Source organism: Paenibacillus sp. FSL M7-1046 (genome assembly GCF_038007405.1).
In the GTDB taxonomy this organism is placed as follows: Bacteria; Bacillota; Bacilli; order Paenibacillales; family Paenibacillaceae; genus Paenibacillus_AQ.
Genome location: NZ_JBBOXB010000001.1, coordinates 4,716,130 through 4,739,996, shown reverse-complemented (window position 1 = coordinate 4,739,996; position 23,867 = coordinate 4,716,130). Strand labels below are relative to the sequence as shown.

Annotated in this window: 20 protein-coding genes and 1 pseudogene; 2 read left to right on the top strand and 19 right to left on the bottom strand. The window is 43.4% G+C overall.

From position 1 onward, the window contains the following. Positions 1 to 94 precede the first annotated feature (94 nt). Positions 95 to 754 (bottom strand): helix-turn-helix domain-containing protein, encoded by a 660-nt coding sequence (locus tag NYE29_RS20855; RefSeq protein ID WP_038594913.1) that lies wholly within the window; start codon positions 752 to 754, stop codon positions 95 to 97. A 171-nt stretch (positions 755 to 925) separates the two neighbouring features. Between NYE29_RS20855 and NYE29_RS20850 the strand changes: the two genes are divergently transcribed. Further along, positions 926 to 1,717, top strand: a complete 792-nt coding sequence (locus NYE29_RS20850; protein WP_340897312.1) for a FlxA-like family protein — start codon at positions 926 to 928, stop codon at positions 1,715 to 1,717. Between the two features lie 98 nt (positions 1,718 to 1,815). On the opposite strand, the gene NYE29_RS20845 is transcribed toward NYE29_RS20850, so the two are convergent. Together NYE29_RS20845 and NYE29_RS20840 are read right to left on the bottom strand one after the other, a co-directional pair. Beyond that, positions 1,816 to 2,535: a hypothetical protein gene (locus NYE29_RS20845; RefSeq protein ID WP_076108902.1), complete on the bottom strand. Its 720-nt coding sequence runs from the start codon at positions 2,533 to 2,535 to the stop codon at positions 1,816 to 1,818. A 23-nt stretch (positions 2,536 to 2,558) separates the two neighbouring features. Then, positions 2,559 to 3,335 (bottom strand): RNA ligase family protein, encoded by a 777-nt coding sequence (locus NYE29_RS20840; protein WP_076108901.1) that lies wholly within the window; start codon positions 3,333 to 3,335, stop codon positions 2,559 to 2,561. A 305-nt stretch (positions 3,336 to 3,640) separates the two neighbouring features. Here NYE29_RS20840 and NYE29_RS20835 point away from each other — a divergent pair, with 305 nt between their 5' ends. Then, positions 3,641 to 5,380 (top strand): ABC-F family ATP-binding cassette domain-containing protein, encoded by a 1,740-nt coding sequence (locus tag NYE29_RS20835; RefSeq protein WP_340897311.1) that lies wholly within the window; start codon positions 3,641 to 3,643, stop codon positions 5,378 to 5,380. 176 nt (positions 5,381 to 5,556) lie between these two features. On the opposite strand, the gene NYE29_RS20830 is transcribed toward NYE29_RS20835, so the two are convergent. From NYE29_RS20830 to NYE29_RS20755, 16 genes and pseudogenes are all read right to left on the bottom strand, one after another. Then, positions 5,557 to 6,261, bottom strand: coding sequence for an ABC transporter ATP-binding protein (locus tag NYE29_RS20830; RefSeq protein WP_076108899.1), 705 nt, complete (start codon positions 6,259 to 6,261; stop codon positions 5,557 to 5,559). Positions 6,262 to 6,323: 62 nt separating this feature from the next. Beyond that, positions 6,324 to 6,488, bottom strand: coding sequence for a hypothetical protein (locus tag NYE29_RS20825; RefSeq protein ID WP_340897309.1), 165 nt, complete (start codon positions 6,486 to 6,488; stop codon positions 6,324 to 6,326). A 106-nt stretch (positions 6,489 to 6,594) separates the two neighbouring features. Continuing rightward, positions 6,595 to 9,273, bottom strand: coding sequence for an ABC transporter permease (locus NYE29_RS20820; RefSeq protein WP_340897307.1), 2,679 nt, complete (start codon positions 9,271 to 9,273; stop codon positions 6,595 to 6,597). A gap of 627 nt (positions 9,274 to 9,900) precedes the next feature. Further along, positions 9,901 to 10,032, bottom strand: a pseudogene (locus tag NYE29_RS20815) (sporulation initiation factor Spo0A C-terminal domain-containing protein); the annotation flags it as partial. 251 nt (positions 10,033 to 10,283) lie between these two features. Next, positions 10,284 to 12,068 (bottom strand): AIPR family protein, encoded by a 1,785-nt coding sequence (locus tag NYE29_RS20810; RefSeq protein WP_076108897.1) that lies wholly within the window; start codon positions 12,066 to 12,068, stop codon positions 10,284 to 10,286. Between the two features lie 516 nt (positions 12,069 to 12,584). Next, on the bottom strand, positions 12,585 to 12,932 hold the full coding sequence (locus tag NYE29_RS20805; RefSeq protein WP_076108896.1) for a hypothetical protein: 348 nt from the start codon (positions 12,930 to 12,932) through the stop codon (positions 12,585 to 12,587). Between the two features lie 129 nt (positions 12,933 to 13,061). Beyond that, positions 13,062 to 13,253 (bottom strand): hypothetical protein, encoded by a 192-nt coding sequence (locus tag NYE29_RS20800; protein WP_076108895.1) that lies wholly within the window; start codon positions 13,251 to 13,253, stop codon positions 13,062 to 13,064. A 71-nt stretch (positions 13,254 to 13,324) separates the two neighbouring features. After that, positions 13,325 to 13,714, bottom strand: a complete 390-nt coding sequence (locus NYE29_RS20795) for a DUF6979 family protein (RefSeq protein WP_076108894.1) — start codon at positions 13,712 to 13,714, stop codon at positions 13,325 to 13,327. Between the two features lie 230 nt (positions 13,715 to 13,944). After that, a complete protein-coding gene (gene ltrA / locus NYE29_RS20790; RefSeq protein ID WP_340894771.1) occupies positions 13,945 to 15,267 on the bottom strand; it encodes a group II intron reverse transcriptase/maturase in 1,323 nt (440 codons plus the stop codon). A 605-nt stretch (positions 15,268 to 15,872) separates the two neighbouring features. Next, positions 15,873 to 17,165: a group II intron reverse transcriptase/maturase gene (ltrA, locus tag NYE29_RS20785; RefSeq protein ID WP_076108940.1), complete on the bottom strand. Its 1,293-nt coding sequence runs from the start codon at positions 17,163 to 17,165 to the stop codon at positions 15,873 to 15,875. Between the two features lie 713 nt (positions 17,166 to 17,878). Beyond that, entirely contained in the window at positions 17,879 to 18,697 is an 819-nt protein-coding gene (gene spo0A, locus NYE29_RS20780) for a sporulation transcription factor Spo0A (RefSeq protein WP_076108893.1), read from the bottom strand. Positions 18,698 to 18,895: 198 nt separating this feature from the next. Further along, on the bottom strand, positions 18,896 to 19,972 hold the full coding sequence (gene spoIVB / locus NYE29_RS20775) for a SpoIVB peptidase (protein ID WP_340897305.1): 1,077 nt from the start codon (positions 19,970 to 19,972) through the stop codon (positions 18,896 to 18,898). A 171-nt stretch (positions 19,973 to 20,143) separates the two neighbouring features. After that, the gene (recN, locus tag NYE29_RS20770) at positions 20,144 to 21,871 is read right to left on the bottom strand and encodes a DNA repair protein RecN (RefSeq protein ID WP_340897304.1); all 1,728 of its coding nucleotides are present in this window, start codon (positions 21,869 to 21,871) and stop codon (positions 20,144 to 20,146) included. A 42-nt stretch (positions 21,872 to 21,913) separates the two neighbouring features. Then, on the bottom strand, positions 21,914 to 22,363 hold the full coding sequence (gene ahrC, locus NYE29_RS20765; protein WP_038594921.1) for a transcriptional regulator AhrC/ArgR: 450 nt from the start codon (positions 22,361 to 22,363) through the stop codon (positions 21,914 to 21,916). Between the two features lie 29 nt (positions 22,364 to 22,392). Further along, the gene (locus NYE29_RS20760; protein ID WP_038600318.1) at positions 22,393 to 22,839 is read right to left on the bottom strand and encodes a hypothetical protein; all 447 of its coding nucleotides are present in this window, start codon (positions 22,837 to 22,839) and stop codon (positions 22,393 to 22,395) included. Between the two features lie 121 nt (positions 22,840 to 22,960). Beyond that, complete coding sequence (locus NYE29_RS20755) at positions 22,961 to 23,833, bottom strand: TlyA family RNA methyltransferase (protein WP_076108890.1); 873 nt, start codon at positions 23,831 to 23,833, stop codon at positions 22,961 to 22,963. Between the last annotated feature and the right edge of the window lie 34 nt (positions 23,834 to 23,867).

Below are 23,867 nucleotides of genomic sequence, written 5' to 3'. Positions count from 1 at the left end.
CATTTTTGTTGTTGGTTTATGGATCAAGATGAATAGATGGCTGCAAGAAAGGGCAACATTATTCATTTTTGAAAACAATAGAACGGACGCACGCTCATTTAAACGCGCCCTTAACCTGCTGCACCTTAAATTGGGTAAACTCCTTAAGTGCCTGGATAACCTCGTCCTGCTCCTCATCCTTCAGCTCATAGATGCATTCCCGCAGCCACTCGCCGAAGATATAGGCCTGTCGGCCTTTTCGGGGCTGCTTGCGGAGTGAATCCAGATTGCCTTCAAATTTGTCGTTGAGCACATCAGTAAGGTTATATTTCTCAATTTTTTCTATTACCATTCCTGCCCCATATTCCGTTTCATAAACGATGACCTCATCGGAATCAAACGAAACGTACGAAGTTTCTTTCCCTTCCTTGGACCGAAACTCCTTCAGCTTGTTAAATGCCGTCTCATATATATAATCCTGGGACTGATTAAGGACAGGCAGCTTGTAGCCCTGCTTAAGTGTCTTGATGTATTCAATATCCGGCATATAGTCGGCCAGATGATACATGCGGTTCTTAAGATCCGCTCCAAGCGCTTCAATGATCTTATCCAGGTTATCTTTGAGAGGAATACTTTCCCCGCGTTCAATCTTGCTGAGCTGAGAGTAACTGATGCCGCTCTTCTCTTCCAGTCCTCTTAAGGTCAACCCGCGTGCTTTTCTGAAGTGCCGGATAAAATCCCCCAGCTCATCAGGATAGTTATCGAAATCGTTCATGGGAGTCACCTCTACCTATATCATAACACAAGATAACACTTTGTGTTTCAATATAACAATTAATCCCTAAAATACTTGCTGCTTATTTAAGCATTATTCTTATTTTAGCGCCCTGCTTTACCGATAAAACATTTATATGGTAAATAATTCTTTGATTTGGAGGAAATACCCATGAAGTCCATCCCCTCAATCTCAAGTAACGTTAACACTAATAACGCAAACCAAACCATTGCTTCCCCCCGTGGCAAGGAGATCCAAAGCTTAATCAGCCAAAAAAGCAAATTAAATGAAGAAATCAGCGCGGTTAAGGCCGATAAAGATTTGGACACGAAGATGAAGGCCGAACGGGTTCAGTCCCTGAGGACCTCAATCCAAAACATTGATGCCCAAATTGCCGAGCTCAAAGCCCAAGAAATGCAAGAAAAAGCTGAACGCAACCGGCCCGAGCAGCAGGACAGCAAACCAACGTCAACAGACAGCTCTGCAGCAGTGCTGGACGTTGTTTTAAAGCACAGCACGACTTATGACCGCCTGGGCAAGCTGGTGGGCCTGAGCAAGAAGCTGGAAGGCTCTATAGATCCGTTAAAGAGCGAATCCAAGATGGAGCACGACAGACTGGCTAACAACCCTACCAAAGATATCGGCAGATACGAAATGCTGGAGAATGCAGAATATACCGTCCTGCAGACCAAACGGGAACGGATACTGGATATCCGCTCTACCATACATAATGTCGATCAAAAAATTGGCGAGTTGGTTTCCGAGCTCAAAGAGGATAACTCCCGCTTGTCACAAGCAAATAAAGCCGTACCGGAAATTTCCGGACTTGAGGAAGATACGGATAGTGATAAGAAGGATACCAAAGACAGCACTTCGAAAGATAAATCGCTCCCGGGAGACGAAAAAACTGGGGATGATGCTGGAGCTTCCGGGGCGGTAAAATCAATTGACGTACGGGTGTGAAGGCTTTCGAGGAGATTAACAAAAACCGCTATTCACTTCGATTGGTTAATCAAATGAATAGCGGTTCAGCTAGACTAAGATTTATTTCATTGAAGCTTTCAACTAAAATTCTGATCAAAACATGTATTAGTTTCACATTTAATTTTGTACCATTTACCACCATAGCCCTCGTTTTCTTGTACAACCAGTCTATTTCCGCATCGTAGGCAATTCTTTGTTACGCTGCTATCTAACTTATACTCTTTAACATATTCTTCGGCATGTTCTACCTCTTTGATTTCTTGTCTAAGTGCCTGGTCACTGATGTCGAATTCTTTCATGTCTCCTCTACTAGCATGTATAGACCGGCCAAACGCACCAAACCCTCCAACCAATTCGTGATGATGCGTACTAATCCGTCCTCCACCTCTTTCAAATAACTTGATGATTGGCTCATATGTATCATGAAATTTAACAGCAATCGGGTCGCCGGCATCAAGCAGACTGCACCATTGAATATAATTGGAGCAAATCATTTTTAAAACCGTTAAATTTATCGGCTCAAGATTAGGACAAATTTTGAACAGATTATCAAAATCGAGAAGCTCCATTTCATTATTAATGATTTTCGCCATGCCTGCATAAATACTAACGCCTTCAATAGACATAAATTGTAATAAAACACCAACTCTACGATAGTATTCAGCGATAAGTGTAGCGTCTGCAGTATATTCACCTTTGGACCTTACATCTTCATACCTTTTATTAGAGATATCTATATAATACTTAGCATCAATATTGTTAATTCGATTTACGGCTCTTGTATAATGAGTCTCCATAATAACTCCCTTACTTTGCACAGTTATTTTCTAAACGTTCGTTCATAATCTTCGAAACGGATCTTTCTAATTTGTTTACGGTCAGTTGTTCTAACAATGATTCCTTCTGATTTGCCTGTTGCCTCGATCCCTACTTGCGTATTTTCGAACCTTGTTAAGTAAGAATATGTATTCTCAAGAGAAGTTGGAAATTGGGAACCCTTGATGGTTTCCAGAAGGGGGGCGGACTGCAAATCCATGCGCTCTACAAATCTCTTCTTCTCAATCTCATTATAAAATGGCTGATTACCATGATCTCGCCACTCCGCAATTTTCTCCTGCGATAACTCTAGAAGTCTATCTAATTCATCCTTATCCAAGGAAAACACATCAAATACACGATACCCTTGAGTTCTTCTGTCAGAATAGTTCTTGGAAGCTTTAGTTTTTCCTCCATAAGATTCCTGATAAATTACGGTTAATGCCCAGTCACCCTGTGAAAAGATATCTGCTGTTACTTTCTCTGCAAACGGTTTAAGGAATTCCGCAATGTTCCCGTAAGGATTACCGATTCTGTCTCCTTTTGCATATAACAATTCTTCTCTGGAACCAATCAGATAATCAACTTCGTTATAATCATTTTTAAATAGAATGATTCTTGAATTTTCACCATCTACTTTTTCGTAAACAAAAACATCGTCTGATTCTGAGAAGCCTTTGGACTCAGTTAATACATCATTCAAGCGACCCCGTTCACCTAATTGATGATAGGTAAGAATGCTTGGGTACTTTGTTAAAGAATTAAATTTCTTCAAATTCAAAATATATCTTCCTCTCTCAATGAAAGTATTATTCAAATAGTTTATCGGGTGAGATGGGAAAAAAGTATAGATTTCAAAAACCCTTCACCTATCCTGATCCACAGCTTATCCGCTGCCAAACGCCATCTCAACAGGCGAGATCATGATGTTCTAAGTTGTATTTTTCAATTTCACGAACAACTTTAATGCGAAATGATTGAAGTTGGTTGTAAACAGTGTTACTCTATCAACGGTAAACTCAAAATCTATGATCTTCAATACATCTATTAATCGTCACTATTTTAGTTATAAAGAAAGGTAATACTATGATAAAAGTTGATAACTTATCCTTCTCGTTTCCGCAAAAAGAACTATATAAAAATATTTCATTTACGTTAGAAGAGGCTCAACATTGCGCTTTTATAGGAACAAGTGGCAGTGGGAAAAGTACACTGATAGATATACTGATGGATCCAGAAAGATATATTTTCGATGGCATGTTAGAGATCGACCCAACTTGCACAATCGGGTATGTAAGTCAGTTCTCGCAACTGGACAAATCTAAAGAAACAACAGTTTTTGAATATATAGGAGAAGAATTTATTAAGATCCAAAATGAAATAAAATCTATTTGCACTGAAATGGAAACATCATCGGATATTGATTCGTTACTAGAAAAGTATCAATTAGCTTTAGACGCATTTGATTCAATTGGCGGGGATGATTTTGAAAGCAATATTAATAAGAAACTAAATCTAGCAAACCTCATGAAGCTAAAAGATCTTAGGGTATCCGACCTGAGTGGCGGAGAATTCAAACTTATTCAAGTGATGAAGGAAATGCTTAGTAGTCCAGACTTAATGATTATGGACGAACCAGATGTATTTTTAGACTTCGAAAACCTAAATGCGCTTAAAAATCTTATTAATTCCCACAAAGGAATACTGCTAGTTGTTACGCACAACCGATATCTATTGAATCATTGTTTTAACAAAATTATGCACCTTGAAAACATGGAGATCCAAGAGTTTAATGGGCGATATATTGATTATAACTTCTCATTACTTCAAACTAAAATTGAGTTACAAGAACTCACAATCGCTGAGGATGAAGAAATTGAGAGAAACGAGAGCATAATCATTAATCTTAGAAATATCGCAACTTACAATTCAGAAGCATCTAGAGGGAAAGCGCTGAAAGCTAGAGTTAAATTTCAAGAAAGATTGGAAGCGCGTAGAATTAAAGCGCCATTCGTAGATATTAAGCAACCGGATATCAGTTTAGGTATTGATTATGAAATTGAAGACACCGTTGTTGTAAATGTCAATAATTATAGTGTTTCCTTTGATGAATTGCTTTTAGAAAATGTTAACTTTGAGATAAAATCTACTGATAAAGTAGCCCTTATCGGTTCAAACGGTACTGGGAAAACGACTTTACTCCGAGAAATCTTTAAAAATAATCATGATTCAATTGAAATAAACACTGATGTTAAAATGGCTTATTTATCTCAGCTTCAAGGCGAAATGCTAAAGGATTCTAATACAATACTGGAAGAATTCATCGATGCTGGGTTTAAAACTTATGAAGAGATAAGATCGTATATTTCAAACTATGGCTTTGAAGGAGAAATCGTTAATCAAAAGATAGAATCTTTATCTGGTGGAGAAAAAAATATGCTTCAATTGGCTAAAGTTTCTGCCAGTAAAGCAAACGTATTGCTTCTTGATGAGCCGACAAGCCATTTAGACACCTATACACAAATAGCACTGGAGAAAGCCATTGAAGACTATAAAGGTGCGATTCTCATGATTTCTCATGATTTCTATTCTGTGGTAAATGGTATGGATTATGTTTTAATCATTGCCGATAAGACGATTAGAAAAATGAGTATGCGAAAATTCAGAAAGATGATTTATGCTAGTCATTTTGACAGAGACTATTTAGAAACTGAACAAAAGAAAAAATCAGTTGAAATGAAAATAGAATTGGCTTTAAAGGATACTGATTTTGAACTTGCAAAAGTATTGGTTGATGAGCTGGAAGAGCTGATTAAGTTGCTTTAAACTACAACCTTCTGGATTGAAATGATTACAACAAGAAAGACACTGATGAATAGATCTCAGTGTCTTTTTACTGCATTCATTTCTGAATAGCTCTTGCCGCTAGAAAATATAAATCCCCTTATATTAAGAATGAATGGATAGTCACTGCCGTGTGGCAAGACTGCCATATCATGATATCACCCGTCTGTTCCTTCTCCCCTGTCGTGCTCAACAGAATCAGTGAGTCTTCCGTCTTTCATACGGATTACACGATCTGTTGCTGATGCAACTAACGGGTCATGCGTGACGATAACCACGGTCACTTGCTTGTCCGTATTTATCTTACGCAGCAAGGTTACTATCGCCTCCGATGTCACAGTATCTAAAGCTCCAGTAGGCTCATCAGCCCAGATGACGCAAGGATTATGCACAATAGCGCGGGCAATTGCAACCCGCTGGGCTTGTCCTCCGGACAGTTCATGCGGCATGGCCTTCAACTTATCCGATAGCATGACATCTTTAAGTGCCGCCTTTGCAGCTTTGTGGGCAACTGACATCTTAGCGCCCTGACTGATAAGCGGCAATGCAACGTTATCAATGACATTCAATACAGGAATCAGATTGTATTGCTGATAGACAAAACCCATCGACGTCAGCCTGAGCGCGGAGACATCTTTTTCGCTCATTTGGTGCAATGCTTGCTTGTCGAACCAAATCTCGCCACTGTCAGCTGACTCAATACCTGACAGCGTATAAAGCAACGTGGATTTACCACAACCAGATGGCCCCATAATGCTCACCATCTCACCCCTATGGATGTGTAAATCCACCCCTGATAATGCGACTGTTTGTGGAGTCGCTGCCATGCCGTAGTTCTTACGGACAGCTTTGGCTGCAATCATGACCTAGAAACCTCCTCTACACGGGTATAAGACCTAATTGGGCAATCGTTCCCTCGTCGTCGTTACCTCTCCCACATGCCCCATGTAGGCAATCGTACGGTCAGCGTTAAGCACATAGGCATATGGGAAAATTCCAGACGGTACACGTAATGGAATTCCTCAGCGGAAGCAGACAGTACGTCGAAGGAAAAGTCAAAATGCTGCTGGATTACTAGTGCTTCATCCACGTCACCATCGCTTACAAGAACAATCTACCTATCGAATACAATTAAAGTGGAGTTGCATAGTGTGTTCGCCCAGCAAACATCGGCACTTCACCCAAGTGACCCCTTGTTACTCTGTCCGACTGTTCTGTATACGTCTTAATCCGGCTGTGCTGAACCGGTTAAACAACCAGATGAAGATCAGCAATCCGATGATGAGACCTGTCACTTTCAGATAAGGGAACGAAAACTGAACACCCATCCACGCCAGACGCAGCAGCATCTCCGAACCGAGCCTTCCGACCACAATACCGCTAACTAACCCAACGATACCAATCAGACAACCCTCTACGATAAAAATCTGTTTCAACGACTTTTGGCTTACCCCCATCTGCCGTAACATAACCATATGGGGAACCCGCTCCTGTACGGATCGAATCTGAATCACATACATGCCGAGTAAAGCCATAAGCATCATGAATGACATAATGATAGAGAACAGCGTCAATTCAGCTTTAACAATCATCGTAATGATGGCGTGGTCCTCACCAGGCGTAGTCATCGTAACACCAGCTGTTTTTGTAAAATGGTATTTCAGTGTCTTTATGGAATCTGCCGCCGTCCCATCTGTATTATTCAACTGCAACAGCGCATAGCCTTTGGGTTCTCTAGGCCACTTATAAGCGCCGTTTGTATTATATTTGTTGTAGGGTTCGTCAGCCACTATAAATACCCTGCCATTGAAGCGGTTATCATCACCAATGGCGAACGTTCCAGCTACCGTGACCACTTCCTCTCCAATCAGGTTTTCCTCTTTGCCCCCACCTTTCAGTAAGCGGAGTGGAATTTGATCGCCTGCTTGGTACGTGCCTTCCAATTTATCATCCACGAGAACGACAGACGCTTGATCGCTCATGGCCTGATATACTTCTGCATCACTCTGAAATTGCGGCGCGCGGGAGGTGAGCGGTAATTGGTAACCTTCCCCTAGCCACTTTCCCCACACAACTTGTGAATATGCCCATTTGCTACCATTTTTAGAAGGGGTTACTTCTGTAAGATCAAGTGCATCATCGGGAGATGAAACGAGTATTCTGTACGTATCCATGTAGGCAGCACTTTGGACGATTTCTTGCACTTCATTCATATTGGCTGTCAGCTTATCTTTTTCCCGCTCATCGACATAAGAGATATAGGCGTCAGCAGCCATAAAAGAATCTTTCTTGTTTATAGCGGCATAATCTTCAACATTGGAAGCGAAACTTATCATCACGATCAAACAGCAGGATAATACCGTGAACAATAAAACGATGCCTAATGAACGACTAAACCGCATATTCGGGTACTGCGTGCCTAACGTAACAGACAAACGATCCACCCACCGATGTGGCAAAATGGAGGATGCCCGTTTCATCCAAGGTACAATGAGAAACATAAGATAGGCAGTTGTTATAATTCCAGCAAGCCAGCTTATAATCGAACCGAATACTCTTGCATTAAGCCTATCGGCATCTGTAACCCCCTCTGTGGCGAAATAATTGAAATAAATAAATGCCACTGTGACAAGGAGACAACATAAGACTTTGAACAGACGCTTCCGTGACGGATTAACACGATTATCCTCCTTGCCCATCAGGTGCAGAATGGATGTGCGCTTAATGAAACGCCCGACAAAACATGCCAGCAGTAAGAAAACGATAAACATGGAAAGCGCAATCCAGCACGTTGCCGTCACATCCACATGGGGTTGGATTGGATAGGCGTAAGCGGAATACCGATCCAGTAATTGTTCGATATAAAATACATTAATAGACAGCAATCCGAAACCGAGTACATTCCCGAGAACAACTCCCGATATGGTAATGACCGCACACAATAACGTGCACTCACTCACGTAGATGACAAAGCAGTTGCGGTTACTGAGTCCAAGCGATCGAAGCACGCCAAGATAATATTTGCGCCTTTCTTTCAGGATATTAAACAACTGGGTCAACAGCAAAATTCCAGCGAACAAAGAAACTGCGACAAAAAACAAAAATGGAGGCGTGAAAATACTCTGCACCATCGACATATGAGATAGCGCTTCTTTTTTGACTGGTTTCTCAATGAGATCAGTAAAGAAGGAACTGCCTGGTAATGATGAATACATCTTGTCCGTCGCCAGTAAAATACTGTGTGCGCTTGCTTCTGGAACGCCGAATATCTGATGCGCAAGCCTGTCCGAGAGAATAACTGTCCCTTGTGCCCGCATTGTTCCACGAAAACCCGTTAATCCGCTTTCCTCTGCTAAATCACGAATCGTTACAGGCACTTCTTGCCCGTCAAACGAGATTATCATTGTTTCACCGACACTAAGTCCCAACTGCCGTGCCAGCGGAACCGATACAATCGCTTCTTCTGCTGTCAGAGGATCAGTAGACCACAACGGTTGCTGCGGTTCCAGTTCCCGGGCATTTTGAAAATCAAATCCTAATGCAATGATGCTATCTTCCCCAGCTTCATCATTATTCCCGCTGTGCGCGGAAACCACCTGAGACACGTAGGGAAGACTGGTAATATTTCTGGCTTGAAGTTTCGTCTTAACATTTTTAATCTGAGCCTCGGTTAATTCAAGTCCGAGACGCGGATAAATCTCTGAACCAATTACACCAAAGTGTTTTTCTTCCCATAGTGATTTACTGTATGTAATAGAAGAAATGACAAAATAACATGAAAAAATCAGGATGACACCGATTGACCCTATGCATACGGTGAGTAGCGTTTGCCGTATCTGGGCTATGAAATTTCTGGCTCCCATTTTCCAAAACATGCCCATTGTAGCACCAACTTTCTCTTACGGGCGCTTATAGCCTTTGCCCCCTTAATACAGACACAAATAGTAAATTTAAAGTTGCCTTATATTCAGTCGTTCAAGAACGAATGACATCAGGAGCGCTCCTAATCATCGACCATCCAGAAACATGGATTAATCAGTTACATGTGCATTCAATCTGGGAATAAGAGCAGTTTCTTCGATGCTGAGTGTCATCACAAGGCACCACTCACGTTAGGAAAAGTATAGCATAAACCCTATTAAATGGAATGCGATTTTCTAAAAGAATCGATTGGGCTATGTATTTAGGATCTCTGCACTAATTAACATTAACAAAAAGATGGTTTATGATTATTTTGCCATAATAAATAGTATCGTAAGCGTCAAATAGCCCACACCTTGACATCAAGATGAGGGCTACAACAATTTTAAAGTTTGCTAGTAACTAGCTAATGTCTTCTTTGCCAGATTTCTTGTTGTACAATAAAACATAAAGTTCTCAATTTGAAATTCAAATTGATTGGCTTTAAATTGCCCAAAAAAAAGTTTATAGGCAAAATTCATTTAGCCAAACAATTATTCTAATCCCCACAAAGTCCTTCACATATCCTGATTCTAACCCTTTCAAGAAACCTTATGCTCAATCCGCAGCTTGTCGGCTACCATAGCAATAAATTCTGAGTTAGTCGGCTTGGATTTGGAGATATTAATGGTATAGCCGAACAGGTGGGAGATGCTGTCGATGTTGCCACGGGTTATAGACCGATTTTATTATGAGCTATAGTCACTATTTATTGGGTTTCTTTTGTAACATTTATTGCCTTTAGCACTTTCACACCCGGGTTATAATACCCCAAGTCTTAATTCCAGTCCTCACCTTCGATTCAAAGTAGCTAACAATCCTAATGGAATAAATGTCCCGGGTTTCACTTTTACCAAAGTGGTATGTAATTTCCCTAATATAGTTTTTCAATACATTTATCAAGTTTTAAGTTTTTAGAATTAATTTAACTCGATACAAAATATGACATCCCAACTTTCTCCAATAACGTTTTATGAAAGAATTGACTTTTAGTCAAAGTTGCAATACTTTTGTTATCTGATTGCTCTTTTATTGTTTCTTTCATAATTCCGATAGATTTCAATAGTATTTCATCAAATTTTTCATTTACTTGAAAAGTCCATTCACTGTGATTGCTGACTATCTTACCTATCTTGTCAAACGAGCAAACATCTTTTTGGGAGAACTGTGAAAATAAAGATAATAAATAAATATCAGCTGTATTAAGAAATGTATACTCTCTGGCTTCCTTCATTCCTCTTATACTTAAATACTCTAGTATAGCCCTTTTTCTCGAATTACGAATATATTGTCGATAGCTTTTTATTACTTCCAATATTCTTTGGTATAGCTCAAAACAGCAAATAACCCTTTCTGCATTTATATTTTTGAAAATAATAGAAAGATTCTCATTTGTAAAAAGAAGCGATTTATCCTTTTTGGCAATTGGCCCCATATTTTCATAAAATGTTGCATATAACTGAATTGCTAATTCCAGGGATATAGTTTTATTTTGATTTAAACCAAAAACATTCGCTTTTTCCTTTTTAGAAAGCAACTTTTTAAGAGTCTGTACTTTATTAGCTTGTCTCTCCAAAAAGTAACCCTTTTCTGATAAATCTATTTCCAATTGTCTAATAATAGGTAAATTTGAAATTAGATAACTATCTTTAATTTCAGTTTGAGAATTTAAAAAGATTGATATATTCTGTCTTATTTGAGGATCGTTAACTTCTATGACTTTTACTTGAACATAACCTTCCAATAACTTACCTTGACTCTTGGTTTCTAACAAACTATTCATTGTTTGACAGCCGTTAACGACCATGGGATTTCTAATCTTTAATTTTTTCCTTGTATCAATATACTTTACATTTGGCGAAACCATAACTATTCCATTATTATACAACTGGAAATTAATAACTTCATCAGGAGAAGCCGCTGTTTCAATAATACCTTTATTAAATTTATTACCTGCTCCATGAAATAGTCTTACGTTTTCGTCGAAAATAATTTCTTTATGCTTCTCACAAATATCCGCCAGTTCCTCCAATGAACAATAAATAGTATAGGATGCAGAATTTTCAGAAGTTAAAATGCCAGTACTTGAACCAGATTGTTTTAATTCGATTTCAAAGTCTTCAAATGTCTTTTTACTGGAATATATAACATTTGCTATCCTTTCTTTATCAAACAACTCCCAATATATTTTGTTACCAGTATCTTTAATATATTTTAGTTCCCCATCGAGAATAATTTGCGCCGTTTCACTTAACCCTCCACTATATCCAACAAACACCATTTTGAAAGTAAAGATATCAGAATCTAAAATCTCTTTTATTTTTTCTTTCAGCTCATCGTTTGCATTTCCAGGAGCCTTTCCGCTTGAACAGATCTTGTAACCTCTTAAAAATGTTTCAATCTCATCTTTACCTATCAGTTTATCAATATTACTCACTTTATCCGGTAGTTTAAACTGATACAATTCGATTATTTCTTTTGCTTCATCTATTATAACTGCATCGATTCCCCAATCGTTAAATCCATCTGTTATATACTCCGAAATATCATCATCGCTTAAACCACGTATATTCATTAAATACCAATGAGCAAAGGCATGGCTTTTTCTTTCGTAATCATTTTCTGTCTTTATTGCCTCTACCTCTTCCAGAATTCTCTGATAATATGTTTGATACATTCCCTCGTATCCACCTAAAAGACTTTCACCCATGAACCCCACATCCTAATTATTAGAATTTATTCCAATACATATTATACCTAATTCTTGTAGATAAAACTCGAATTTCATCTATGATTGAATCCATAACTCGTTAATGCTAACATTACCTATTACTTAAATTCTCATCTTTATGATGATTTTCGGATTTTTAACGTATATATCCTATCATCTTCAAGCATTTTCATCAGTTCTCAACAATCCTTAAAAAGTGCATATAACTCAGTATGACTTTTTCATTTTTTAAAATTTTTTAACGAAACTGTAACATTAGTAAAGCCAAGAATGCCTTCAATGGATCGAGGCTAGCTAAGGATTTCAGGAAAGTAGGTGTCTAAAATACATTTCATAACGTACTAGGACGACTCGTCTCCTCTTCAAAGTTTCCCTAAAAGGGGACTGCTCTGTGAAAAGAAGCAAAAACAAAGAACCAACTTAAAAAGTTAGTCCTTCGAAGCTTAAAGCTAAAATGTATAAGTTTAATAAATTGAATGTTACTGTTGTTTTTCTCTAAATACCTTGATAGTCTCTAGGGTAAGAAGAGCCTTGATATTCGCAATTTTCCGAAACTTTTAATTCATTATATGTTTGCCCACTATAGAACTTTTTGAGGATAATTTTAATTTCGAAATCCCCTTTACCCTTATCATGTAATTTAATTCCTTTATTTCTATTCCCATTTCCCAACAATCCAAAAACATCAACCCCTCCAAATTCCCCATATCCTTGGTAAGCAGGTTCATAATAAACTTTATCTGGAGTAACCAAATAGCATTTTGATTGTTCAGGATTAAGACCTACATTAACATTAGCAATGCTCATGCCACTTACCGCACATTTCCAACTAAACATCCCCATTAATATTAGCCTCCGCTTTAATGCAATATTATTTTTTCACTTTACAAACAACAATTAACGATACTACTAGATAATCTTTACTGAATATGTGCTCCGCTATTTATAGATCAGTGTATCATTTTAAAGTTATCAGCGAATCCACTGACCTTGGTCATTTTCCCACTTTTGTACAACTCTATCCTTTATGTTTTCTTCATAGACTCTGATTGCCTCATTATAGTTGTTTGTTCTTGCAACTATGTAGCCTAGATACCCATGCTCATCTGGATTGTTTTTTGTCTCTATCACAATGTAAAAAGCTTTTTTCAATTCTTCTATCATACGTTCGTCCTCTCTTTCCTTTGGATAATATTGTAATAGTAAATATACGGGGTAAAATCATTTAGGTTTCCTTAAATAATTTGTCCGCTCGCCCACAACGCAAGTACAACATCCATTTGAGAGTTGTGAGATTTCTTAACGCCCTGCATAACTTCTTTCCACAAGCTATTCCTATCATTAGCTAATTCTGGATTCCCTCTCAACAACCTCACAGCTTCAACAGCATAGGTCTTGTTTAGGCTATCCGATTTATAGGTATAATTCCCCTTAGAAATACCTCTGACTAAGCCTTCTTCACATAAACCAAGAAAAGCATTCTTTGGACATCCTTTACGCTGTGCAGGTGTGTTCGCTCCAAATAATTCAATTGTAGTTTGATTCCACGCATCTAGAGGAGTTTGGACTGCTCTGTTATTTAATATTTGAGTAGCATTCACTGCTGCCGTTCCATACTTATTCATTAATTTTCACGCTCCCATCACTTTTCGTATCGGATTAGCAAAACCTAATCAAGATGTAACTGCGGTATTTGAAGCATTCCCTGGCATCTCTATCAACTCTGACCGATTCTAGAGTAAAGGGCTGGGTTCAAAACCAGCCCCTCCGGGTAGAAGGGCCACCCAACTGGTGACCCGAACCCCCACAGAACCCGGCGTGCGGATTTCCCGCACCGGGCTCTTCAGAACTGGTTTTACAGCATCGCGTATGTCTTCAACCGTTGATATGGGATGAAGATTTTCGGTCGCATCAGTGGAAACAATGAACGTAGTCGCTGGTATTCCTCCCAAGTCACGTAGCTCTTCCGGCTTCGTCTACTGAGTACCTTCCGCCAATAGGTGACGGCTGTGGCGTACACTTTACTCAGACACCTCATGTTGCCTGCCATTCCATAGTAAGCGTAATGTCCTTGCAACATTTGGTTAATCTTCTTTGCCTGTACCTCCAGCGGTTCATGCTGCATTCTTCTCATGGTTTCCTGCACGTTTCCCATACTTCGCTTCAGTCGCTTCTTCTCTGTCTTTCTGCCCACCATGAAATTCCCTTGCCGGTTTCGCGTACAGTAATGCGTAAACCCTAGAAAGTAGAGCGTATCCGGCTTCTTCTTCCCTTTTCTTTGGCTATGTTTGCTCGCAAATCTCCCAAACTCGATTAATCTGGTTTTGCTCGGTTCCAACTCCAGCTTGAACTTATGAAGCCGATTTACCAGCGCTTCCTGAAAACGGATGGCGTCGCTTCGGTATTGAAAACATACGATAAAGTCGTCGATATACCGAATTAGATAGGCTTCGCCTCTAAGCCGCGGCTTAACTGCCTTCTCAAACCATAAGTCCAGCACATAGTGCAGGTACACATTGCTTAAAAGCACACTAATGGAGCCGCCCTGCGGCGTACCTTCTTCACTGGCGTGGACTTTCCCGTCTTCCAATACGCCAACTTTGAGCCAGCGCTGGATCAGCCGGAGGATTCGCGGATCACCCATGCGATGTTCCACAAATTTCATCATCCACTCATGATCCAGGCTGCCGAAGAAATTCTTTAAATCGGCTTCGAATACCCAACCCACCTTTTCTCCGGCTATGATCTCATTCAGTGTTGCTAACGCGTTGTGCTGCCCTCTGCCCGGTCTGCCTCCAAATGAACAATTTAGAAAATCTTGCTCATAGATAGCGGTTAGTATCTCTGCTGTGCACCGTTGTAAAGCTCGGTCTGCCACGGCCGGGACACCTAACGGACGTTTCTCCTTCTTTCCAGGCTTCGGTATCCAGACTCTTCTTACGGCTGGCGGTTGGTAGCCTTTCCGGTGTATGGACGTGAGCATTTCTTCTGCCCACACCTCGAAGCTTTTCACAGCCTCGTCTCGGGTAACCCCATCCACACCGGGAGCCGTTCGTCTGGGAATATGCTGCAGACAGTCTTGTAGCCGTTCTTTAGAGATGTGGTGGGTAAGCGAAGTGAACTGAAGTTTCGTATCTTCTCGTGCTTTTGCTGCTATTCTTTCCAATCCTGTTGTCATGGCTAGGTTCTTCCTTCCGTTGTATGAAGGCCTGTGTCCTCCCGTTGTATGGAGCCCATGTTGCCTTAGAAAGATTCCATTTCTGCTGACCGCTTCCCCATGTAGCAGGCTCTCCCTGCCTCGGAGTACTATCCGTCAGTAAGACTTCCGGCAAGTCTTTGAGCCTCCCTTGCTTTGTAGGCTTGTTCGGCTCTACCAAAAAAAAAAATTGGAACTGCCGGATCTCCCTTGTTCCCAAGAAACCCTTGGACAGCATGCTGTAGGTACGAACCCCGGAAGCCCCGGTCACCCTCTTGCCCTATCGATGATGCCGGTTCTGCCTTCTCCACAGAGAAATAGGATCGGCTGCTTCAACCACGTTTGATTTCGGGGCTAATTATCCTCTTCACTTGATTCCGGCCTACTGTCTCCCTGTCTACGCTTCGCCGTACATGTTACCATGCACCACGCAAGACTCGGTACAGGACTGCTGGCTAGGCTTTGTCCTGATCACCATTTCAGGCGATACGTGTTTCTTGAACTTGCAAGGCGCAATCCTCATCAAACCGTACGTGAGGTTTTCCCTCATACGGCTTTCCGATGTTCGTCATTCATGGGCATGCAGGTTACAACAGCGTTTTTAGTCCATATTGCATGGCTAAGTATTTGACCTCCGACCGTGATCCCCTCCATCTTCTGCGTTGTCTTTTCTTGGCGTACCACCGGTTTAATCGCTGCAAAGTATACCAATCCAACTTGGCTAACCTCTTTTGACTGTAGTTCGTGTAGTAATAGTTTCTCCATCCTTGAATCTTTGGATTGAGCCATTCTACATGTTCCGCGAACGATCTCGAACGCATGCTGGGTGGTGACAGTCTTTCCTTGACTACCCCTCGAATACGCTCCTCCGCCTTTTTCGTTAGCCACTGCTGCGTGGTGGTGTACACCTTGCCTTGGGAGGTTTCTGCTTTGGTTTTCCGGTGATGCATCCCTAAGAAGTCGAATCCTTCGTCTCCTGTCCACAGTCCTACAATGCGGGTTTTGGTCGGGTGTAGGGTCAACTCCAGACGCTCCATAATTTTACGTATAAGTTCATACGCATGGTCGGCGTCCTTCTTGGTTTTGCAGACCACCACAAGATCATCTGCATACCTCGTGAGTTCACCTATTCCGCTCCCGTGTTTCTCCCACAGTCGGTCGAAATAGTTCAGATAGATATTCGCCAAAAGCGGTGAAATGACTCCACCCTGCGGTGTTCCTAAATCGGAACGCCTTACGGTTCCTTCTTCCATGACTCCCGCCTGAAGCCACTTCCGTATTAACTTCAGGGTCCGCCTGTCATTGATACGCATCTGTACTAATTTCATAAGCTTCTCTTGATTAATATTGTCGAAATAGCCTTGGATATCCACATCGACTACCCAATTTCCTTTGCGGTTGCAGGCTTTCCGGATTCGTTCCAGCGCTCCTTTTGCACTTCGCTTCGGGCGAAATCCGAAGGATACTTCCTCAAAATCCGCTTCAAAGATGGGTTCAATCACGAGTTTCGTTGCCATCTGTAGGACTCGGTCGCGCACGGTGGGTATGCCCAGCGGCCTTGGCTTCCCATCCTTCTTCGGGATATAGTGTCGCCGTACGGGCTGCGGGTGGTAGGTGCCTTCTTTCAATTCTCGCTCACAGTCCTTGAGGAATCTCGTTTCTCCTTGTTCCTCGATATCTGCTAGCGTCACGGCATCTACTCCTGCGGCTCCCTTGTTGGCTTTTACTCGTTTCCACGCTTCACACAGGATGTCCCACCGGTAGACTTTGTCATATAGTGCATGGAATTTACGCTTGTTGTTCTCCTTGGCCGCATGACCTAGCTTTTCTTGGAGTTCTTGAACTTTTTCCTTGGGTGTCGTTAGCCGTTTGGCATTCACTCACTCGTACCTCCTCCAAAAGCATAAACAAAGCAGGGCTCCTTCCCTCCCTAAGGTTATGTTGTCCTTAGGTTCTTCGGTACTATGAGCCCCTCGGACTCCCTTCCTGCAGACGATTCACTTCGTCTTTTGGACTTATAGAATGCCTCTTTACGGTTTCCTAAAAAAAAATCCCGTGCAGGGGAGGGTCTCCCCAGTTCACTGCACGATCTTTCAGCCCATGCCGTTCCCTATACGCCGGAGGGTTCTTCGCTGCTGCTCCAAGTTCTGTACAGCTTCCTTGGCCTTCGTCCAAAGACACGAGACTCGGCTCCCTCTCTTCCCCTTTGCAGGGCCTTTTTGACGACGCGGCAGGATTCACTTGATGTTGCGGCCTGGGGTGTTGCTCGCCCTGCCTCTGACCGGACTTTTGTCGATGCGCTTTTACACACAGATTTCGCCATATGCAAGCATCCTAGCTACCAAGGTGGCTTGGTCCCTCCTTGGGTTGGACTTTCACCAACTAGATCATGCGTGCTTCTGGGCACGCTATCAATAAAAAACCGCCCTTCATTGGATTTGGAAACCCAATAAATAGCGGTATTTATAGCTCATTGTAAAAATATTTATCGGTTTGAAATGACCATTTCCCGATATTTATCGGTACCCTTGCTTTACCATAAACATCGCAACAATCCCTACAAAGTCCTTCACATATCCTGATCCTAACCCTTTCAAGAAACCTTATGCTCAATCCGCAGCTTGTCGGCTACCATGGCAATAAATTCTGAGTTAGTCGGCTTGGATTTGGAGATATTAATGGTATAGCCGAACAGGTGGGAGATGCTGTCGATGTTGCCACGGGTCCAAGCCACTTCAATGGCATGACGGATCGCGCGTTCTACGCGTGAAGGCGTGGTCTTGAATTTCTCGGCGATGGCCGGATAAAGTGTCTTGGTGATGGCACCGAGGATTTCGATATTGTTGTACACCATCGTAATGGCTTCACGTAAATACTGGTAACCCTTAATATGGGCCGGAACGCCGATTTCATGAATGATTGAGGTAATGTTGGCATCCAGATTTTTGCCTTTGGAGAGCGGCACAACATTGTTGTTATTTCTGGAGCCGGAATAATTGGACATGCTGGAGGAGGAGCTCATACTGCCTTGGGTACCGACAAGCTGACGCACACGATTGGCCAGAACCTCCATATCAAACGGCTTAAGAATATAATAGGACGCGCCAAGCTGCACAGCTCTTTGAGTGATGTTCTCCTGCCCAAAAGCAGTCAGCATAATGATCTTCGGTTGCGGATTCAAATCCATATCACGCAGGCGTTCCAGGACGCCAAGTCCATCTAAATGCGGCATAATGATATCAAGAATTAGCACATCCGGAACTTTACGTGCCCCGCTAAGCATTTGAAGCACTTCTTCACCATTATAGGCAATGCCCGTCACGGTCATGTCTTCCTGTTCCGTAATGTATTCGGCAAGCAAGTTCGTAAATTCCCTGTTATCATCGGCCAACAACACTTCAATATTCTGCACTGGCTGCTTCCTCCTTATTAATAACTGCTATTCGAAAATAACATTTATCTTGTCTCCCTTACATTTTCGACATGCAGTTTGAATATCCTTCTGTCGAAAATTATTTTTCTTTATTTTTTTTCGGCGTTGGATTATAATTAAATATTTTGTTTCATTTTTCGATCTTTCTCGCTTAGCTTCGACAAAAAAATCTTAAGGCTAAACCGCCTTAAGATTGTAGGGAGCAATATTGCTCTGCTGAGCCACACCAGAGTCTTTCAGCATCCATTCGATGAAGCAGCCATACCCTGACTTCGGGTCATTAACGAATACATGGGTCACTGCGCCGATTAAACGGCCATTCTGCACAATCGGACTGCCGCTCATGCCTTGAACGATTCCTCCGGTTTTGTCGATCAGACGGGGATCGGTAATACGCAGCACCAGACCTTTGGTTGCCGGGGTCTGCTGATGGGCAACATGGATGATTTCTACATTGAATCGCTCGACCTGCTGTCCGTCAACCACTGTAAGAATTTGCGCGGGCCCTTCCTTGACTTCACTGCTCATGGCAATCGGTATCGGCTGCTTATACAGGCTGTGCTCCGGATTGCGGGTCATTTTACCAAAGATCCCGAAGTCCGTATTGCTTTGAACATTGCCAAGCACTTGGCTTTCCTTTAGAAATACAGCACGTTTCTCGCCGGGATCACCGTCCTGGCTCTTAGAGATTGAGGTCACACTGGACTGGACGATGTGACCGCTGCCGACGACAATCGGTGTTCCGGTATTCATGTCCGTAATGACATGGCCCAGAGCGCCATATACGCCCTGTTCAGGAGCATAGAACGTTAAGGTGCCGACACCGGCTGCTGAATCGCGGATGTACAGCCCTAATCTCCATACCTTGTCATTACGGTCATAAGCAGGCTTCAGCTTCGCCGTATGTTCTTTCCCGTCGCGTTTGTACACGATGGTCAGCGGCTCATTTGCCTTTCCTGCACGCTCCACAAGCTTGGTTACCTTAGATACCTCGTCCAGCTTGTTCCCGTCAATCGAGATCATCAGATCACCCGGCACCAGACCACTGTTCTCTCCTGGTGAAAGCTTGGACTGCTCGGATACTTCAATAAGATGATGGCCCACAACCAGAACACCTGCTGACTTCACTTTGACGCCAATCGTCTGTCCTCCAGGGATGACTTTCAGCTCCCCGTCAATTCCTTGTACCGGCTTGTCAGGCGGAATATCCAGCGGTGATGCATAGGCCTGGAGAGATCCCGTCATTCCTGACATGCTGAGAAAGAAGGCAAATAAAAGGCCGGGCATTAACTTCCTGAGGTTCGGCTTCAATGGCTGTCACGCTCCCTTTTGCTTCTTTCGCTTGACGAAAAAGGTGGTCGCCAATTGCGTACCTATAAGATAACCTTGCCCCCAGGCTTTTATTACTGTCAATCATTGTCCCGCTTACCCTAAAGCTGCTTTGCTGGCCTCGGCCAGACCAAGCATCTCCTGTGCGTGATGCAATGTTTTTTCGGTAATTTCCACACCGCCCAGCATCCGGGCCAGCTCCATCACCCGGCCTTCCGCTGAGAGAGACTCCACTTCGGTCATCGTCCGTCCGTCCTCGACTTTTTTGCGAATTAAATACTGATGATCGGCCATGCAGGCCACCTGCGGTAAATGCGTAATTGAAAACACCTGGCAAGAAGATGACAACCTGAACAGCTTATCCGCTATGGACTGGGCAGCCCGGCCGCTGACACCGGTATCCACTTCATCAAAGATAAGAACCGGAATCGCATCGGTCCGCGCGAATATGCTCTTCATCGCCAGCATAATCCGCGACAGCTCCCCGCCGGAGGCAATCTTGCCCAGCGGTCTCAGCGGTTCTCCCGGGTTCGGTGAGATCATAAATTCGGCGCCGTCGATCCCCTGTCGGGTCAGACGGTAACGCCGCCCCTGATGTTCGATACCCCGGGGGTCCACCAGAGGTTCCAGCTTGACCTGCAGCGAGGTCCGTTCCATCTGCAGATCCTTGAGTTCACCTTCAACCTGGGTAGACAGATCTGTTGCACACTGGCTGCGCGCAACACTGAGCTTCCCGGCTGCCTCCATTAGAACGTTCAGCAATCCATCACGCTTCACGGTCAGCTTCTCTATATATTCGTCTTTATTCTCCAGAAGATCGGTCTCCCGCTCAATCTGCTCATAATAAGCCAGAATCTGCTCAACACTTTCCCCGTATTTGCGCCGCAGGCCGGTAATCTGATCCAGACGGTTCTCAATTTCCTCCAGCCGGACCGGATTGAACTCGATTTCCTCACGGTAGTCACGCAGCTGGAACGCAGCATCCTCAAGCTGATAATAAGAAGACTGCAGCTGATCAAGCACTGCCCGGAGACCCTTTTCATCATAACGCACCGCGTCCTCCAGCTTCGAGATCACGTTACCAATTGATTCCAATCCCTGCCTGTCATACAGCAGCTCGTATGCGCCGGATACGGAATCCATCATTTTCTCGCTGTGGGATAGTTTGACCCTTTCTTCAGCAAGTAATTCATCTTCTCCGGGTTTTAATCCTGCAGAAGAAATTTCCTCTAATTGAAAGCGGTACAAATCGAGCATTTGGTAAGCTTTTTGGCTTGATTCCTGAAGCTCCCGCAGTTCTTTCTCTACTTTGGCAAAAGCGGAATATTTCTCTTGATAATCAGCCTTAAGAGGGCCAATCACGGCATCTCCGTATGTATCCAGCAATCCCAGGTGACGATCTGCCTTCAGCAGGTTCTGGTGCTCATGCTGCCCGTGAATATTGACCAGCTGTTCACCGATCTCACGCAGCATGCTGAGATTCACCATTTGCCCGTTGACCCGCGAAGTGCTTTTGCCAAGGGAGGTGATTTCACGGCGGATAACCAGATGCTCCTCCCGGTCGGCTCCGATGCCAAGACGATCTAGGGTTTCCCATACCGGATGGCTGGCGGGTAAGCTGAATAACGCTTCCATTTCTGCCTTCTCACAGCCGTAGCGGATCGAATCCGCTGACCCGCGTCCGCCTGCAATAAGTCCAAGCGCATCTATAATAATCGATTTACCTGCCCCGGTTTCCCCTGTAAGCACATGAAAACCGGGATAAAAATGCACATCTACCGCTTCAACAACGGCAAGATTGCGGATCGACAAGGTTTCTAACACGAATACAACACCTCCGAAAAGATGATCACTGAGTTTTTTAAATTAAGAGATATAACCCATAATTTGCGAAATAACATCTTTGCTGTCCTCCGGCTGACGGCAAATAATCAGAATAGTGTCGTCACCGGAAATGGTGCCCATAATTTGCGGCCAGTCAATATTGTCGATCAGAGCCGCTACTGAATTGGCAGTACCCGGAAGACATTTCATCACCACGAGGTTGGCGGAGAAATCAATATGAACAAAGTTGTCCACCAGCACGCGCTTTAGCTTCTGAATCGGGTTGTAGCGCTGGTCGGTCGGAAGAGAATATTTGTATCTGCCGTCATCCATGGGAACCTTGATCAGCAGCAGTTCCTTGATGTCACGCGATACCGTAGCCTGAGTGACCTGGAAACCGGCGCCACGCAGTGCCTCCACCAGATCATCCTGCGTTTCAATATCCCTCTGTGTAATAATTTCACGTATCTTAATATGCCTGTGTCCCTTCATTATTGCCTCCCGTATTTAAAAAATGAACTTTAATTCGATTCCCCATCATCTTTGCCAAGTTTGATGAGATGTATGGCCGAAGCAGACGTGTTAACATACAGAACACCGCTGCATTCGGGATAAATCAGCAGATAAGGCAGCAGGGTATCCCGAAGGCCGCTGCCGGTAAACTCCAGCCCTTTGCGCGGGCGGGATAAAATCACCAGGTAAAAATTGTCCTCTTCTTTACTGGCAACGTAGTCAATGAACAGCCTGCTGTACATCGGAGACCCGTCTACCTGAAAAGATAGCGGAATCTTCAGTTTGCCACCAATCACCTCATATCCAGCCGCCTCCAGCAGATCTATGGCAGGATGGGGCAGAATGTCTTTATTGAGGGGCAGCCGGTCCTTGATGAACGAACGCGGAGAGCTCTGCAGCCATATAAATATCCGGTAAATCAGGAAGATCGATACCGCCACTCCAATGAGTATCATAACCACTTTATCAGAGCTCGCCAAAGCAATCACCTCGGTGATTTATTCGCTTGAGGATCGCTGAAATCCTGCTTGTCGTACTGAGCCCGTGGTTATTTGTTGCTGAACTAGCAAAAGAAACTCATCGTTTCTTCGATGAGTTTCCAGTGGTATTGGCAGTAAATGTCGCCGCCGCTTCCTTAATTACGGCATCAGCAAGCTCTGCAAACGAAGTCCCCGGGTCCGTTGCCGATGCTGTTTCCACAGCTTCCGGCAGCAGCTTCCAATGGGCCAGAAATTCGATATTTCCTTCTCCGCCAGTAATCGGTGAGAATGTCAGACCTTCCAGCCGGTAGCCCAGCTCTGAAGCCATGGTCAGCACATTCACCAGCACCTCTTTATGAACGGCCGGATCACGCACCACTCCTGATTTGCCTACCTTTTCACGGCCAGCCTCGAACTGCGGCTTGATGAGTGCGGCGATGTCCGCAGGGCGGTTAACCAGCGATTTGAGCGGCGGGAGAATGATTTTGAGCGAGATAAAAGAGACATCTATGCTTGCAAAATCAGGCACCGGCCCGATCAGATCAGGCGGCGTCATGTAGCGGAAGTTGGTCCGTTCCATCACGCTGACCCGCTCATCATTGCGCAGACCCCAATCCAGCTGGTTATAACCGACATCAATCGCATAGACATGGCTTGCACCATTCTGCAGCGCGCAATCGGTGAACCCTCCGGTAGAGGCGCCAATATCCAGCATGATTCTCCCGGTCAGTTCGATACCAAACTGGCGGAGCGCCTTCTCCAGCTTCAGTCCCCCGCGGCTGACATAAGGATGCACAGCTCCCTTAACCTTTAGGGTTGCACCGCGCGATACCTTCATGCCCGCCTTCTCGATCCGTTCTTCATCCGCAAGCACCAGGCCGGCCATAATGGCAGCCTTGGCCTTCTCGCGGCTTTCATAAAAACCTTGTTCTACTAACAGTACATCTATACGTTCTTTAGGGTGTTCCATGTTCATCTCCCGATCATTGGGCTCCCAAGTTCAG

What these genes read in the sequence shown, in the direction of transcription:
- NYE29_RS20855 (WP_038594913.1), bottom strand. Translation starts at nt 754, where the DNA reads ATGAACGATTTCGATAACTATCCTGATGAGCTGGGGGATTTTATCCGG.
- NYE29_RS20850 (WP_340897312.1), top strand. Translation starts at nt 926, where the DNA reads ATGAAGTCCATCCCCTCAATCTCAAGTAACGTTAACACTAATAACGCA.
- NYE29_RS20845 (WP_076108902.1), bottom strand. Translation starts at nt 2,535, where the DNA reads ATGGAGACTCATTATACAAGAGCCGTAAATCGAATTAACAATATTGAT.
- NYE29_RS20835 (WP_340897311.1), top strand. Translation starts at nt 3,641, where the DNA reads ATGATAAAAGTTGATAACTTATCCTTCTCGTTTCCGCAAAAAGAACTA.
- NYE29_RS20830 (WP_076108899.1), bottom strand. Translation starts at nt 6,261, where the DNA reads ATGATTGCAGCCAAAGCTGTCCGTAAGAACTACGGCATGGCAGCGACT.
- NYE29_RS20820 (WP_340897307.1), bottom strand. Translation starts at nt 9,273, where the DNA reads ATGTTTTGGAAAATGGGAGCCAGAAATTTCATAGCCCAGATACGGCAA.
- NYE29_RS20810 (WP_076108897.1), bottom strand. Translation starts at nt 12,068, where the DNA reads ATGGGTGAAAGTCTTTTAGGTGGATACGAGGGAATGTATCAAACATAT.
- NYE29_RS20805 (WP_076108896.1), bottom strand. Translation starts at nt 12,932, where the DNA reads ATGGGGATGTTTAGTTGGAAATGTGCGGTAAGTGGCATGAGCATTGCT.
- NYE29_RS20800 (WP_076108895.1), bottom strand. Translation starts at nt 13,253, where the DNA reads ATGATAGAAGAATTGAAAAAAGCTTTTTACATTGTGATAGAGACAAAA.
- NYE29_RS20795 (WP_076108894.1), bottom strand. Translation starts at nt 13,714, where the DNA reads ATGAATAAGTATGGAACGGCAGCAGTGAATGCTACTCAAATATTAAAT.
- ltrA (WP_340894771.1), bottom strand. Translation starts at nt 15,267, where the DNA reads ATGACAACAGGATTGGAAAGAATAGCAGCAAAAGCACGAGAAGATACG.
- spoIVB (WP_340897305.1), bottom strand. Translation starts at nt 19,972, where the DNA reads ATGTCAGGAATGACGGGATCTCTCCAGGCCTATGCATCACCGCTGGAT.
- ahrC (WP_038594921.1), bottom strand. Translation starts at nt 22,363, where the DNA reads ATGAAGGGACACAGGCATATTAAGATACGTGAAATTATTACACAGAGG.
- NYE29_RS20760 (WP_038600318.1), bottom strand. Translation starts at nt 22,839, where the DNA reads ATGATACTCATTGGAGTGGCGGTATCGATCTTCCTGATTTACCGGATA.
- NYE29_RS20755 (WP_076108890.1), bottom strand. Translation starts at nt 23,833, where the DNA reads ATGGAACACCCTAAAGAACGTATAGATGTACTGTTAGTAGAACAAGGT.